The sequence below is a fragment of the Rhodococcus sp. UNC23MFCrub1.1 genome (assembly GCF_000686025.1).
In the GTDB taxonomy this organism is placed as follows: domain Bacteria; phylum Actinomycetota; class Actinomycetes; order Mycobacteriales; family Mycobacteriaceae; genus Rhodococcoides.
This window is the reverse complement of record NZ_JMLQ01000003.1, coordinates 25,852-40,348: the sequence shown is the minus strand read 5'-3', so window position 1 is coordinate 40,348 and position 14,497 is coordinate 25,852. Positions and strand designations below refer to the sequence as shown.

Below are 14,497 nucleotides of genomic sequence, written 5' to 3'. Positions count from 1 at the left end.
TGTCAGGACGGTGGCCCGGGAGTCGCCACCTCCCCCGCGGGCTCGAGGACGGCACGCTTGGGCAACCGCTGCGAGATCACCGTCGTGATGCCGTCGCCGCGCATGCTCACGCCGTACAGCGCGTCGGCCACCTCCATGGTGGGTTTCTGGTGCGTGATGACGATGAGCTGCGACTTCTCCCGCAGCTGCTCGAACAGGCCGATGAGGCGACGGAGGTTCGTGTCGTCCAGCGCCGCCTCGACCTCGTCCATGACGTAGAACGGGGACGGCCGGGCCCGGAAGATGGCGACGAGCATCGCGACCGCGGTGAGCGACTTCTCGCCGCCGGACAGCAGCGACAACCTCTTGACCTTCTTGCCCGGCGGACGGGCCTCGACCTCGATGCCGGTGGTGAGCATGTCCGAGGGGTCGGTCAGTACCAGTCGGCCCTCACCGCCCGGGAAGAGCTTGGCGAAGACGCCGACGAACTCGCGCTCGACGTCGGCGTAGGCCTCGGTGAACACCTGCAGGATGCGGGCGTCGACGTCCGCGACCACGCCCAACAGATCCTTGCGCGCCGACTTCACGTCCTCGAGCTGGGTGGACAGGAAGTTGTAGCGCTCCTCCAGGGCGGCGAACTCCTCGAGAGCCAGCGGGTTGACCTTGCCCAGCGTCGCGAGGTCCTTCTCCGCACGCTTGACCCGGCGCTCCTGCTCCGCGCGGTCGAACGGCATCGGGGCCGGGGCCACCACCTGCTCGCCGCGTTCCTTCGCCTGCTCGTACTCCGCCATCTCGAGGTCGGTCGGCGGCAGCGTGACGTCGGGTCCGTACTCGGCGATCAGGTCGTCGGGCGCGATGGAGAACTGCTCCACCACGTTCTGTTCGAGCTGCTCGATGCGGAGCACCGCCTGCGCCTTGGCCACCTCGTCGCGGTGCACCGCGTCGGTCAACTGCGTGGCGCGCGCGGCGAGGGCGCGAACCTGTTCCCGCGTCCGGTCCAGCTCGGCCGCTCGGTCGGAACGACGGCGAGCCAGTTCGTCGCGGCGCACGGCAGCGTCCGCCACGACGCGCTCCAGCCGTCCGGCGACACGAGTCCCGGCCTCGGCGACCGCGGCGGCCACCGCAGCGGACTGCACGCGGCGTGCCCGTGCCCGCTCGGCTCGCGCACGGCCTTCTCGTTCCATCCGCGCCTGCCGACGGAGCTGGTCGGCCTTGCCGCGGACCGAGTCGGCGCGCTCCTCGGCGGTGCGTAGGGACAATCTGGCCTCGACCTCGACGGACCGCACCTCGGTGACCGCTGCGGCAGCGTCCTCGCGGGCCCGCGCCCACTCCTCCGCCTCACCGTCCCCGTCGGCGTCGCCGCCCTGGTCGTCCTCGGCCCGGCGCACGCGCTCCTCCAGTTCGGCGAGCGCGGTCACCGCCTCGTCCCGCTGATGCTCGGCCCGTTCGCGCTGGGACTGCAGCCGGGTCGACTCGGCATGCGCGACACGGGCGACCTGGCCCAGTCGGCCGAGTCGCTCGTACACCGCGGACATCGCGGCGTCGGACTCCGTGAGCGCGGCCAACGCCTGATCGGCGGCCTCCCGGCGGTCCGCCTGTTCGGCGAGCGCCCCGGACAGCGCCGCGGCGAGTTCCTCGGTCCGACGCTCCGTCGCCGCCAGTTCGGTCACCGACTCGTCGATGGCCGCCTGCACCTCGAGCGTGCTGGGTCGGCGGTCCGACCCACCGGTGATCCACCCGCGCCCCACCAGGTCGCCGCCGCGTGTCACGACGCGCACGTCGGCGCTGTCCTCGACCAGGGCGGTGGCCTCCTCCAGCGTGTCGACGACGCTGGTGCCCGCCAACAACGAAGCGAGCGCGCCGCGCGCCGACTCGGACGCCTCGATCACCGACAGGATCGAGGTGCCGGAGCCGATCGTCCGCTCCTCGGACGCCGCGCCCGTGGGGTAGACGATCGCCGCGCGGCCGGCGTCCTCGCTCTTGAGCGCCGACACCGCCTCGCGGGCGTTCTCGACCGACGAGACCACCACGGCGTCGGCCGCGGCTCCCAGCGCCACGGCCACCGCCACCTCGTAGCCCGGCCGCACGGTGAGGTGATCGCCCAACCTGCCGACGACGCCGTGCTGTTGCTTCTCCCCCAGCCACGCACCGCCGTCGCCGCGTTCCAGGTTCATCGTGAGAGCGTCGATCCGGGCGCGCAGCGATGCCACTCGCTGGCTCGACTCCCGTTCTCCCGTCTGCAGTTCCGCGACGCGGGCGTCGGCGATGGCCAGTGCCTCGACAGCATTCTCGTGCTGCGAGTCCAGTCCCGCCTCACCGGCGTCGAGTTCGCCGACCTTCTCCTGGACGATGTCGAACTCGGCCTGTGCGGCGTCGCCGCGGTGCTTCGCGTCCTCGATCGCGGTCGCGAGACGGGCCACCTCCGTGTCGTACGACTCGGCCCGAGCGCGCAGCCCGTCCACCTGACCGGAGAGCCGCGCGAGGCCCTCCCTGCGGTCGGCGACGGCGCGCACGGCAGCGGCGTGGGCGCGCTCCGCGTCCGCCGCGGCCGCTTCCCGTTCCGCGAGCTGCTCCCTCGCGGCATCGAGGGTGGCGCGCGCGAACTCCACCGCCTCGGTCAGCTGCAGCTCCTCCTCGGCGACCCGGTCCGCACGCTGCTCGAGCTCGTCCGGGTCGGGACCGCGGCGGTCCTCCGGCTCGTCACCGAGGTGACGTGCCCGCTCGGTCGCGATGCGCACGGTGGCGCCGACACGCTCGGCGAGAGCGGACAGCTGGAACCACGTCTGCGCCGCCGCCTCCGCGCTCGGGGTGAGTCGCGCGAGGTCCTGCTCGCCCTCGGCCAGCACCGCCTCGCCCTCGGCCAACGCGTCCTGGACAGCGGCGTACTCCTCGCGAGCCTTCGTCTCGTCGTGTGACTGTTCCGCCAGTTCGGTCCGGCGTGTCACCAGATCGTCGGCGGCGATGCGCAGGCGCGCGTCGCGGAGGTCCGCCTGCACGGTCTGCGCGCGCCGGGCCACCTCGGCCTGTCGGCCCAGGGGCTTGAGCTGCCGACGCAGTTCGGTGGTGAGGTCCGTCAGACGCGCGAGGTTGGCCTGCATGGAGTCGAGCTTGCGGACGGCCTTCTCTTTGCGCTTGCGGTGCTTGAGGACGCCGGCGGCCTCCTCGATGAAGGCGCGACGGTCCTCCGGCCGCGACTCGAGAATGGCGGCGAGCCGACCCTGACCGACGATGACGTGCATCTCACGGCCGATACCCGAGTCGCTGAGCAGTTCCTGGACGTCCATCAGTCGGCACGAGCTGCCGTTGATCTCGTACTCGCCGGCACCGTCGCGGAACATGCGGCGGGTGATCGAGACCTCGGAGTAGTCGATCGGCAGCGCGCCGTCGCTGTTGTCGATGGTCAGCGTCACCTCGGCCCGGCCCAGCGGGGCGCGGCCGGACGTGCCGGCGAAGATGACGTCCTCCATCTTGCCGCCGCGCAGCGCCTTCGCGCCCTGCTCCCCCATGACCCAGGTCAGCGCGTCGACGACATTCGACTTGCCCGATCCGTTGGGCCCCACCACGCAGGTGATGCCGGGCTCGAAACGCAGAGTCGTCGCCGAGGCGAAGGACTTGAAGCCCTTCAGCGTCAGACTCTTGAGGTGCATGGCGGTTCAGACTACCCAGCCCTGCTCTCTCAGCGTTCGACGAACCCGTCGAGTCCGCCGCGCGCGGATTCCCAGTTGTCCACCACGGTGGTCACCGAGCCCGGGGTGTCACCCGATCGCAGAGCGGCGAGCAGCGCCTCGAGATCAGCTCGATCTCCCTCGGCGACCACGTGCACCCGGCCGTCGGACGTGTTGGTCGCTGATCCGACGAGCCCGAGTTCCAACGCGCGCGACCGCGTCCACCAGCGGAAACCGACGCCCTGGACACTGCCGTGGACCCACGCGCTCAGCCGTTCGAGGTCGACTGCCGTCACTCCTCGACCTCGATACGGAGGTCCACCTCGGTGCCCGCCTTCAACGTGCGCCCCACCGTGCACACCTTGTCGACTGCCTTGGTGACGACGGTGAGCAACCGTTCCCTGGCCTCCGGATCGAGGGCGCTGAGGTCGACCGTCAGCACCTCCTCGAGCCGCGGGTAGCGCTCCTCGTCACGATCGGCGACGCCCGACACCCGGACGGTCGCGTCGTAGTCGTCACCGAGCCGGCGGGCGAGGGGACGATCGGAGCTCATGCCCGTGCATGCCGCGAGAGCGATCTTGAGCAGCTCACCGGGAGTGAAGACACCCTCGACGTCCTCGGACCCGATGAGCACTTCGGCACCGCGCGAACTCTTGCCGGTGTAACGACGTGTCCCGGTGCGATCGACCCACAGTTCAGCCATGGATCGAGTCTAGTCAGCGGCGACCGAGACCGTCCGCGGCCAGGTCCTTCGCCAGTCGTTCGGCGGCCGAGACGAGCAGTGGCACATAGTCGTTCGCGGTGTCGGGGGTGACGCGGGCGGACGGGCCCGCGATCGAGATCGCGGTGAGTGTCGGGGCGCCGATCACCGGAACCGCGAAGCACCGCACCCCCACTTCCTGCTCCCCCTCGTCCACGGAGTACCCGCGCTCGCGGATCACGGCGAGATCTGCGAGGAGCGCCGCGGGTGTGGTGTGAGTGTTGACCGTCTTCGGCGCCATCCCCGTCCGGGCGAGCAGTGCGAGCACCTCCTCGTCGGGCAGCTGCGCGAGCAACGCCTTTCCCACCCCGGTGCTGTGCGGGAACACGCGCTGACCCACCTCGTTGAACATGCGCATCGCATGCTCGGACGGCACCTGCGCGACGTACACGGCCATGTCGTCCTCGAGGAACGCCATGTTGGACGTCTCGTGCGTGATCGACACGAGCTCCGCCAGATAGGGACGAGCCCACGAGCCGATGAGCTTGGCGGATCGCTCACCGAGGGCGATGAGCCGTGTCCCCAGGGCGTACCGGCGCGACGGGAGTCGGCGTGCGTATCCCAGCGCCACCAGGGTCTTGAGCAGACGGTGGATGGTCGGCATCGGCAGCTCGGCCGCCTCGGCCAGCTCGCTGACACCGACCGAACCGCCCGCACCGGCCATGATCTCGAGAAGGTCGAACGCGCGCTCGACCGACTGCACGCCGCCACTGGACTCCATGCCGCCGAGCCTATTCCACCAGGCGGAAGAAACGGCTCATTCACTTCGCTCGACCACGATGGGTGGTGCCGCTGCGACCACCGACGGCGACGACCGTCGACCGGCAGTGATCTCGTTGAAGAAGATGTTGAGGATCACCGCGACGATGCTCGCCGCGCTGATTCCCGAGTCGAACACCACGTGCACCCACTCCGGGAACGCCGACCAGAATCCGGGCACGGCGATGGGAAGCACGCCGAATCCGATGGCCACGGCCACGATCACGAGATTCAGGTTGCCGTCGAAGTCGACCTTCGACAGGGTGCGAATGCCGCTCGCCGCCACCGAACCGAACAACACGATGCCGGCGCCGCCCAGCACGGGCAGTGGTACCGCGGCGACGAGACGTCCGAGGACGGGAAACAACCCGAGCACCAGCAGGACCGATCCACCGGCGGCGACCACGAACCTGCTCTTGATGCCCGTCACCGCCACGAGGCCGACGTTCTGTGCGAAGGCACTCGCGGGGAACGTCCCGAAGATCGGGGCAACGGTGGTGGCGAGCATGTCGGCCCGGAGACCGTCCCCGACGCGGCGGGAATCGACGTCGGTGCCGACGATCTCGCCCACCGCGAGGATGTCGGCCGTCGTCTCGGTCATGATCACCAGGATGACCACGACCATCGAGATGATCGCCCCGATCTGGAAGACGGGCGTCCCGAAGGCGAACGGCTCCGGGACACTGAAGATCGCGCCCGTGCCCACGTCACCGAAGTCGGCCTCGCCGACGAGCGACGCGACGATCGTGCCGACGACGATGCCGATCAGGATGGACAGGCGCGACACTGTGCCCTGCGCGAACCGGCTGACGACGAGGACGACGAGGAGACTGACACCGGCCAACCCGATGTTCGAGGTCGACCCCCAGTCCGGCGCGGACTCCGTCCCACCCATGGCCCACCGACAGGCCACGGGCAGCAACGAGATTCCGATGACCGTGATGATGGTGCCGGTGACCACCGGTGGGAAGAAGCGGACGATCCTGCTGAAGAACGGTGTGACGAGGATGCCGATGGCACCGGCGGCGATGATGGCGCCGAACACCGCGTTCAGCCCACCGGGCCCACTCGCGACGGCCACCATCGTGGACACGGAGGCGAACGAGATTCCCTGCACGAGAGGTAGCTTGGCGCCCACGAACGGCAACCCGAGTGTCTGCAGCATAGTCGCCGCGCCGCTGACGAACAGGGCCGCCGACACCAGGATCGCGATGTCGGTACCGGACAGACCGGCGGCGCCGCCGACGATGAGCGGAGGCGCGATGACCCCGCCGTACATCGTCAGGATGTGTTGCAGGCCGTAAACGTACGTCTTGCCGAGACTCAGCCGCTCGTCTTCCGGACGGGCGGGATCGTGCGCTGCGCGTGTCATCGCCGTCTCCTAGCAGAATCCGGGGACGGTGTCCCACGCCCGGCCGGCGTCGGGGGCGTCGTCACGTTCGACGGTGGCCTCGATGAGCCCGTAGGGCCGGTCCGCGGCGTAGAACACCTCGCCGGGGTTGTCGAGCCCGAACGGTTCCAGGTCGACGAGGAAGTGGTGTTTGTTGGGCATCGAGAATCTGATCTCGCCGATCTCGGGATGCGCCTCCAGAACTTTCGTCCCCATCTGGAACAGGCTCTGCTGCAACCCCAGTGAATGCACCGTCGCGAAGGTCTCGAGCATGATGGAGCGGACGTCGGTGAACGTCTTGTCGAAATCGAGCTCGGTGGTGAGGTACCGCCACCGTGCACTCACCGAGGTGGCGAGGATGCGATCCGTCGTCTCCTGCAGAGTGGTGTATCTGTCGGTGGGGAAGCCCCAGAACTCCGAGCCCGTCGACTTGAGCACCACGAGATCGCTGAGGCCCGAGACGATCCAGGTGTCGTCGCCGTCCACGGTCACGATGGTGGTGCGCTTCTCGTCGCCGGCACGGACGAAGGAGTGATCGTGCCCTTCCGGTCCCGTCGGGATGCGGTCCCACGAGTACTGCTCTATCTCCCAGCGGCCGCCGGTGATCCAGTCGAAATCGGTCGTGAAGTGCCGCCCGAGACGCAGCGCGAACTCCTCGATGGCACCGATCCCGTGGCGTGCGAACGCGTACACGGTGTTCTTCTGTGTGTCGGTCGCGACGACACGACCGTTGTCGCCGTCGGTGTGCGCCGCGGACAGATCTCCTCGCAACTGCGACGTGACCGAGATGTCGGTGATGCGGTGGCGCGGGGTCTCCCTGTCGATGCGCACGAGGCGGCATTCGGCCTTGCCGTACTGGTTGGCTCCGAGAACGATCGTGCTCATGTCTAGCTCCCTCGATAGGTCGTGTACGCGAACGGGCTGAGAAGGATCGGTACGTGGTAGTGCTCGTCGGCGGAACGGATGTCGACGGCGATGTCGATCCGTGGATAGAAGGTCGGACGGCCCCCGCGCGTGAAGTAGGACGCGGTGTCGAAGGTCAGCCGGTAGACGCCCGGTTCGAGGCGGGCGGGACCGAGATCGGTGATGCGCCCCTGCGCGTCCGTCACGCGCGAGGCCAGGGTCACGCCGTCGCGTTCACGCACCAGTACCACCGACACGCCCTGTGCGGGAACACCATCGGCTGCATCGAGTACGTGCGTCGTGACGTGAGCGGGCTCGGTCACAGGACACCCGGTCCCAGGAGCCGCACAGCGGCGATCTGACGCAGAGCGTCCTCGATCTCGCGGAGTTCGGTCGACTCGTCGTGACCCAGCCGCCGATCGAGCTCGGCGAGCACGTCGGCAGCACTCCGGCCGGCCGCTCTGACGAGGAACACTCGACCGAATCGCGATTCGTACTCCTCGTTGCCGGCGGCGAGCCGAGCGCCGACCCGCGCATCGGAGCTGTCCACGCCGGACTGCTCCGAGCGTGCGAACGCGGCGCCGGCGCCGTCACCGACGGGCCGGTCCCCGATGCGCGGATGGTGCCGGAGCGCACCGTCGATCTCGGCGGGCGTGAACGGGGCGGCCACCGACATCACCGCGGTGTGCAGCGATCTCTCGTCCGCGAAGGGCGTCAGCGCGAGCAGCGCCCGGCCCCACCGGGGGATGTCGAGGCAGTGTCGGAGGTGCTCTTCTCCGCCATCATTCGCGGGGGTCTTGAATTCCGTATCGCGAAACAGCAATTCCATAGAACGAAGAGTGACAGCGGTCACACGCGCTGTCAACCCTCGATCCGCAGCGCCTCGCACGGCGCGGTCCAGGGGTTGACATCCCCACTGTGACCCGTGACACTCGACGCATCCGCGGAATAATTATTCCACAATACGGATTCTGGAGGTCCATTCGATGGCTCGACTCTTCTGCAACGGCGACGCTATGCGTGGTGGCGTTCTGCACCACAACGTCGCCGCCCACACCTTCCTCGGCACCGTGCGCACCACACCCGACTACCGCTTCTACTCGGTACGGGACGAGTTCCCGGCCCTGGTGCTCGCCCCGGACGGCGGCGCCGCCATCGAGGGTGAGCTGTACGACGTCCCGATGAACGACATCCGCGCTCGGTTCCTGCCCGACGAGCCACCCGAGCTCGAACTAACGGTCGTGCAGCTCGAGAACGGTGATTCCGTTCTCGCCGTGGGTCTTCGGCCCGGCATACTGCTCGACGACCACACGGGCCTGACCGACATCACCGCCGCCGGCAGCTGGCGGCGGTATTGCGGGCTCACCGCCCCGTCGTCCGGCGACGTCTCGTGAGCGGCGGCGAGACGTGGACGTACGCGGTCAACTGCTCGATCCTGTTGACCGAGGTGCCCCTCCTCGAACGCCCTCGGCTCGCTCGGGATCTCGGCTTCGACGCCGTCGAGTTCTGGTGGCCCTTCGCCTCTCCCGTGCCCGCCGACCGCGAGGTGGACGCCTTCGTCACCGCGGTCGAGGATGCCGGGGTCCGACTGACCGGGCTGAACTTCGCCGCGGGCGACATGCCGGCCGGTGATCGGGGAATCCTGTCAGACCCGGCACAGATCGCGGCGTTCCGCGACAACATCGACGTCACGGTCGGAATCGGTGAGCGACTCGGTACCCGAGCGTTCAACGCGCTCTACGGCAATCGGCTGGAGGGGGTCGATCCCGTCGAACAGGACCGCGTCGCCACCGACAACCTGGTGGCCGCCGGCACCGCCGTCGCCCGACTCGGTGGAGTCGTCCTGATCGAGCCGGTGAGCGGAGCTCCCGCCTACCCGCTGACGACGGCCGCGGACGCGGTCGCCGTGATCGACCGGGTCGCCGCCCGCGGCGTCGACTCGCTCCGACTGCTCGCCGACCTGTACCACCTCGACGTCAACGGTGACGACGTCGCCGCGGTCATCGACACCCGGGCCGCCCTGATCGGACACGTCCAAATTGCTGACGCGCCCGGTCGCGGTGCACCCGGCAGCGGCGCCCTCGATCTGGACGCGCACCTCGCGCGCCTCGCCGAGAACGGCTACCGCGGTGTCATCGGACTCGAATACAAGGCCGCTCGGGACACCGCCTTCGACTGGCTCACCCACTCGCACTCCACGTAAGGATCCGCCATGAGCACCATCGCATTCATCGGACTCGGCATCATGGGCAGCCCCATGGCCGTCCACCTCGCACAGGCCGGCCATCAGGTGGTCGGGTACAACCTCACACCCGACCGCACCGCACCACTGGTCGAGGCCGGCGGCACCGCGGCCGAGTCGATCGCCAAGGCGGTGACCGGCGCGGACGTCATCGCGGTCATGGTGCCCGACTCCCCCGACGTCCAGGACGTCCTCACCGGCGAGGGCGGGGTGTTCGACAACGCACCTGCAGACGCCCTGATCATCGACTTCTCCAGCATCCGACCGGACGTCACCAGCGCGCTGGCGCAGGAGGCCCGGTCACGAGGGTTCCGCATCATCGACGCGCCGGTGTCCGGCGGTCAGGCCGGCGCCGAGAACCGGGCCCTGTCGATCATGGTGGGCGGCACCGCCGAGGACGTCGAGTCGGCCAGGCCCATTCTCGACGTGGTGGGCTCGACCGTCGTCCACGTCGGACCCAACGGCTCCGGGCAGACCGTCAAGGCCGCCAACCAATTGATCGTGGCCGGCAACATCCAGGTGCTCGCGGAGGCGATCGTCTTCCTCGAGGCCTACGGCGTCGACATGCGCGCCGCCGTCGAGGTTCTCGGGGGCGGCCTCGCCGGATCGGCAGTCCTGAAGCAGAAGGCACAGAAGATGCTCGACCGATCGTTCGAGCCCGGGTTCCGGATCGACCTGCACCACAAGGACCTCGGCATCGTCGGCTCCGCGGCACGCGAGGCGGGTGTCGTCACGCCGATGGGTGCCCTGCTCGCCCAGCTGATGGCGTCGGCACGCGCGAACGGTGACGGCGGACTCGACCACTCGGCCCTGTTCCGCGGCGTCGAGCAGCTGTCCGGGAAGGCGAGCCGATGACCCGCATGCGCGCGGCCGACGCCGCGGTGAAGATTCTCGAACTCGAGGGCGCCACCACCGCGTTCGGTCTGCCCGGCGCCGCGATCAACCCCTTCTACTCGGCCATGCGGGCGCACGGCGGCATCCGGCACGTGCTGGCCCGCCACGTCGAGGGCGCGTCCCACATGGCGGAGGGGTTCACGCGGGCGAAGGCCGGAAACATCGGCATCTGCATCGGCACCTCCGGGCCCGCCGGCACCGACATGATCACCGGTCTCTACTCCGCGATGGCGGATTCCGTTCCCGTACTGGCCATCACGGGCCAGGCACCGGTGGCCCGACTGCACAAGGAAGACTTCCAGGCCGTCGACATCGCGTCGATCGCCGCACCGGTGACGAAGATGGCCATGACGGTCCTCGAGCCCGCGCAGGTGCCCGGCGCTTTCGCGCAAGCGTTCCACCTGATGCGGTCCGGGCGCCCGGGGCCCGTCCTGATCGACCTGCCCATCGATGTGCAGATGGCCGAGATCGAGTTCGACCCCGACACGTATCAGTCACTGCCGGTGCACAAGCCGCGTGCCTCGCGGGCACAGGCGGAGAAGGCGATCGACATGCTGCTCGCCGCCGAGCGACCGTTGATCGTCGCCGGCGGAGGCATCGTCAACGCCGCCGCATCGGACCTCCTGGTCGAGTTGGCCGAGATCCTGAACGTCCCCGTGATCCCCACGCTGATGGGCTGGGGCACCATTCCCGACGATCATCGCCTCGCCGCGGGGATGGTCGGGCTCCAGACCTCGCACCGTTACGGCAACGCGACGCTGCTCGCCTCGGACTTCGTCATCGGCATCGGGAACCGGTGGGCCAACCGACACACCGGTGGCCTGGACACCTACCGCGGGACGCGGACGTTCGTCCACGTCGACATCGAGCCGACTCAGATCGGACGGGTGTTCGCCCCCGACTACGGCATCATCTCGGACGCTGCGGCAGCACTGGAACAGTTCGTGGCCGTCGCACGTGACCGCCGCGCGGCCGGTGCGCTCCGCGACCTCACGGGCTGGGTGGAGGAGTGCGCGACGCGGAAGCGGACCATGCAGCGTCGCACGCACTTCGACGACGTCCCGATCAAGCCGCAGCGCGTGTACGAGGAGATGAACCGCGTCTTCGGCCGGGACACCCGCTACGTCACGACGATTGGGCTGTCGCAGATCGCGGGCGGACAGTTCCTGCACGTGTACGAGCCGCGCAACTGGATCAACTGTGGCCAGGCCGGTCCACTGGGGTGGACGATCCCCGCCGCGCTCGGTGTGGTCGCGGCGGACCCGAGCACCCCCGTCGTGGGTCTCTCGGGCGACTACGACTTCCAGTTCATGATCGAGGAGTTGGCCGTCGGCGCGCAGTTCAACCTGCCCTACGTGCACGTGCTGGTGAACAATTCGTACCTCGGTCTGATCCGACAGGCCCAGCGTGCCTTCGACATGGACTTCTGTGTGCAGCTCGGTTTCGACAACATCAATCACCACGACCCGGTCGACGGTGAACCGGGCATCCCCAAGGGCTACGGCGTCGATCATGTCGCCGTCGCGGAGGGGCTGGGCTGCAAGGCGTTGCGCGTCACCGACCCGGATGCGATCGCGGACGCACTCGCCTCGGCCCGCACCCTGGCGGCCGAGCACAAGGTCCCCGTCGTCGTCGAGATCGTGTTGGAGCGCGTCACGAACATCGCGATGGGCACCGAGCTGGACAATGTCGGCGAGTTCGAGGATCTCGCGCGATCGTCCGCCGATGCACCCACGGCACTGCTGATGTTGGACTGAGGATGCCGCGCGTTCTCCTCTCGCCCGACAAGTTCAAGGGATCGGCGACGGCGATCGAGGTCGCCGATGCCCTGGCCGAGGGCATCGCGACCGCCGCACCGTCGTGGGACGTCGTGCGACTGCCGGTGGCGGACGGCGGCGACGGCACGGTCGACGCCGCCGTCGCCGCCGGGTGGGACCGCGTGCCCGTGTCCACGACCGGTCCGACGGGCACGCCTGTCGACTCCTCGTACGCGCGGCGGGGAGCCACCGCGGTCGTCGAACTCGCGTCGACGGTGGGACTGTCGCTACTGCCCGGCGGTGCCCCGAACGCGTTGGACACCAGTACTTTCGGACTCGGGACGGTCATCCGACACGCTCTCGGCGACGGCGCCCGGACCATCGTCATCGGGCTGGGCGGCAGCGCCTCCACCGACGGCGGCGCCGGTATGCTCCGCGGACTGGGTGTGCGTATCCTCGACGCCCGTGGCCGTGGGATCACCGGCGGCGGTGAGGCGTTACGCGAGGCGGCGACGTTGGATCTCGACGCGATGACGTCCGCGGTGGCCGGTGTCTCCTTCCAACTCGCGTGCGACGTCGACAATCCACTGCTCGGCCCTGCGGGCGCCACCGCCGTGTACGCACCACAGAAGGGCGCCGGCCCGGACGCAGTGCGTGTCCTCGAGCAGGCGATGACGCGATGGGCGGAGGTCGCGGGCGCTGCCCACGCCGATCGGCCCGGTGCGGGCGCAGCCGGCGGAACTGCCTTCGGCGCGATGGCAGTGCTCGGAGCGACGGTGCGGTCCGGAATCGACACCGTGCTCGACCTGGTCGACTTCCGTCGCCGACTGGCGTCGGCGGACCTCGTGGTCACCGGTGAGGGATCGCTGGACGAGCAGAGCCTGCACGGCAAAGTCCCGGTCGGCGTCGCCCACGTCGCCCGCGACGAAGGCATCCCGGTGATCGCCGTCGCCGGCCGAATCACGCTCGCACCCGATCGCCTACCCGACCACGGCATCGTCCGCTCCTACTCGCTCGCCGATCTCGAACCCGATCTCGCCGCGTCGATGCGCCGCGCTCCGACGCTGCTCCGGCGGATCGGCGCGACCATCGCCACCTCGTACCTCACCGAAGGAGTTTCATGACCACCGCTGCGTTCACCGCCCATGTCGACCTCGCCTCCCGCGCCCTGGGAGGAAGCGTCAGCGCGGCGAACGACGAACTGTTCGCCCAGCGGGAGAACCTGATCCGGCCGGAACCCCCGTTCTTCGATCCCCACGACTTCGGGCACAAGGGCAAGGTCTACGACGGGTGGGAGACCCGTCGCCGCCGGGACGACGGACACGACTGGGCGATCGTTCGACTCGGTGCCGCCGGCATCGTGCACGGCGTCATCGTCGACACGGCACACTTCCTCGGCAACTACCCGCCGTTCGTGTCCGTCGACGGAGCCTGCGTCGAGGGCCACCCGTCGAGCGAGGAGCTGGAGAAGGCCGACTGGCACACCCTCGTCGAGAGATCGCCGGCACTCGGCGGCACCGCGAACGCCTACAGCGTCGACGATCATCACCGGTGGACACATGTGCGCCTCAACATCTTTCCCGACGGGGGCGTGGCCCGACTCCGGGTGCACGGCGAGGTGGTCCCGGACCCGAGGTTCCTGACGGGGACGGTCGACCTGCTCGCCGCGGAGAACGGCGCTGTCCTGACGGAGTGCTCCGACGCGTTCTACTCCTCGCCGGCCAACATCATCATGCCGGGCCGCGCCCGCAACATGGGTGAGGGCTGGGAGAACGCGCGACGACGACACGGAGGCAACGACTTCGCGGTGTTCGCGATGGCGGCCGCCGGCGTTCCCCGCCACCTCGAGGTGGACACGAGCTACTACGTCGGTAATGCCCCCGGGTGGGTCCGTGTCACCACCGTGGACGCGCGCACCGCCGACGTCCACGACGAGGGCGCGTGGCACGAACTGCTACCGCGAACGGCCGTCGCTCCGGACACACGGCACCGGTTCGCCCTGGATACCTCGCCTGCCGCGACGCACCTGCGTCTGGACGTCTACCCGGACGGCGGACTGTCGCGGCTGCGGCTGTTCGGTGAGCTCGACGACGCCTCGGCCACCGCGGCCCGCGAACGCTGGTCGTCCTCGCGTCCCACCGAGTAGCC

At 69.3% G+C, this 14,497-nt stretch carries 14 protein-coding genes; 6 read left to right on the top strand and 8 right to left on the bottom strand.

The window, feature by feature from the left end:
- Positions 1-2: 2 nt before the first annotated feature.
- The 8 genes from smc to uraD are packed head-to-tail and all read right to left on the bottom strand — an operon-like array spanning position 3 to position 8,285.
- On the bottom strand, positions 3-3,626 hold the full coding sequence (gene smc / locus BR07_RS0108105; protein ID WP_027505006.1) for a chromosome segregation protein SMC: 3,624 nt from the start codon (positions 3,624-3,626) through the stop codon (positions 3-5).
- A gap of 29 nt (positions 3,627-3,655) precedes the next feature.
- Positions 3,656-3,940: an acylphosphatase gene (locus BR07_RS0108100; RefSeq protein WP_027505005.1), complete on the bottom strand. Its 285-nt coding sequence runs from the start codon at positions 3,938-3,940 to the stop codon at positions 3,656-3,658.
- Positions 3,937-4,347 carry an OsmC family protein gene (locus BR07_RS0108095; RefSeq protein ID WP_027505004.1) on the bottom strand — a complete coding sequence of 137 codons (411 nt, stop codon included), beginning with the start codon at positions 4,345-4,347 and terminating at the stop codon, positions 3,937-3,939. The genes BR07_RS0108100 and BR07_RS0108095 overlap by 4 nt, the downstream gene beginning before the upstream one ends.
- A 13-nt stretch (positions 4,348-4,360) precedes the next feature.
- Positions 4,361-5,125 (bottom strand): IclR family transcriptional regulator, encoded by a 765-nt coding sequence (locus BR07_RS0108090; protein ID WP_027505003.1) that lies wholly within the window; start codon positions 5,123-5,125, stop codon positions 4,361-4,363.
- 36 nt (positions 5,126-5,161) lie between these two features.
- Positions 5,162-6,535: a nucleobase:cation symporter-2 family protein gene (locus tag BR07_RS23830; RefSeq protein WP_081821167.1), complete on the bottom strand. Its 1,374-nt coding sequence runs from the start codon at positions 6,533-6,535 to the stop codon at positions 5,162-5,164.
- A 9-nt stretch (positions 6,536-6,544) separates the two neighbouring features.
- Positions 6,545-7,438: a factor-independent urate hydroxylase gene (pucL, locus tag BR07_RS0108080; RefSeq protein ID WP_027505002.1), complete on the bottom strand. Its 894-nt coding sequence runs from the start codon at positions 7,436-7,438 to the stop codon at positions 6,545-6,547.
- 2 nt (positions 7,439-7,440) lie between these two features.
- Positions 7,441-7,779 (bottom strand): hydroxyisourate hydrolase, encoded by a 339-nt coding sequence (uraH, locus tag BR07_RS0108075; protein ID WP_027505001.1) that lies wholly within the window; start codon positions 7,777-7,779, stop codon positions 7,441-7,443.
- Entirely contained in the window at positions 7,776-8,285 is a 510-nt protein-coding gene (gene uraD / locus BR07_RS0108070) for a 2-oxo-4-hydroxy-4-carboxy-5-ureidoimidazoline decarboxylase (protein ID WP_037185273.1), read from the bottom strand. The genes uraH and uraD overlap by 4 nt, the downstream gene beginning before the upstream one ends.
- A gap of 157 nt (positions 8,286-8,442) precedes the next feature.
- On the opposite strand from uraD, the gene BR07_RS0108065 reads away from it, so the two are divergent.
- From BR07_RS0108065 to alc, 6 genes are read left to right on the top strand one after another with little or no spacing between them, the layout of a single operon-like run.
- Positions 8,443-8,850 carry an allophanate hydrolase-related protein gene (locus BR07_RS0108065; protein ID WP_027504999.1) on the top strand — a complete coding sequence of 136 codons (408 nt, stop codon included), beginning with the start codon at positions 8,443-8,445 and terminating at the stop codon, positions 8,848-8,850.
- Positions 8,847-9,659 carry a hydroxypyruvate isomerase family protein gene (locus BR07_RS0108060; RefSeq protein WP_027504998.1) on the top strand — a complete coding sequence of 271 codons (813 nt, stop codon included), beginning with the start codon at positions 8,847-8,849 and terminating at the stop codon, positions 9,657-9,659. The genes BR07_RS0108065 and BR07_RS0108060 overlap by 4 nt, the downstream gene beginning before the upstream one ends.
- A gap of 9 nt (positions 9,660-9,668) precedes the next feature.
- Positions 9,669-10,553 (top strand): 2-hydroxy-3-oxopropionate reductase, encoded by an 885-nt coding sequence (locus tag BR07_RS0108055; protein ID WP_027504997.1) that lies wholly within the window; start codon positions 9,669-9,671, stop codon positions 10,551-10,553.
- Complete coding sequence (gcl, locus tag BR07_RS0108050) at positions 10,550-12,349, top strand: glyoxylate carboligase (protein WP_027504996.1); 1,800 nt, start codon at positions 10,550-10,552, stop codon at positions 12,347-12,349. Before BR07_RS0108055 ends, gcl begins: the two co-directional genes overlap by 4 nt.
- Positions 12,350-12,351: 2 nt before the next feature.
- Entirely contained in the window at positions 12,352-13,473 is a 1,122-nt protein-coding gene (locus BR07_RS0108045; protein ID WP_027504995.1) for a glycerate kinase, read from the top strand.
- Positions 13,470-14,495: an allantoicase gene (alc, locus tag BR07_RS0108040; protein WP_027504994.1), complete on the top strand. Its 1,026-nt coding sequence runs from the start codon at positions 13,470-13,472 to the stop codon at positions 14,493-14,495. Before BR07_RS0108045 ends, alc begins: the two co-directional genes overlap by 4 nt.
- The last annotated feature ends 2 nt before the right edge of the window (positions 14,496-14,497 follow it).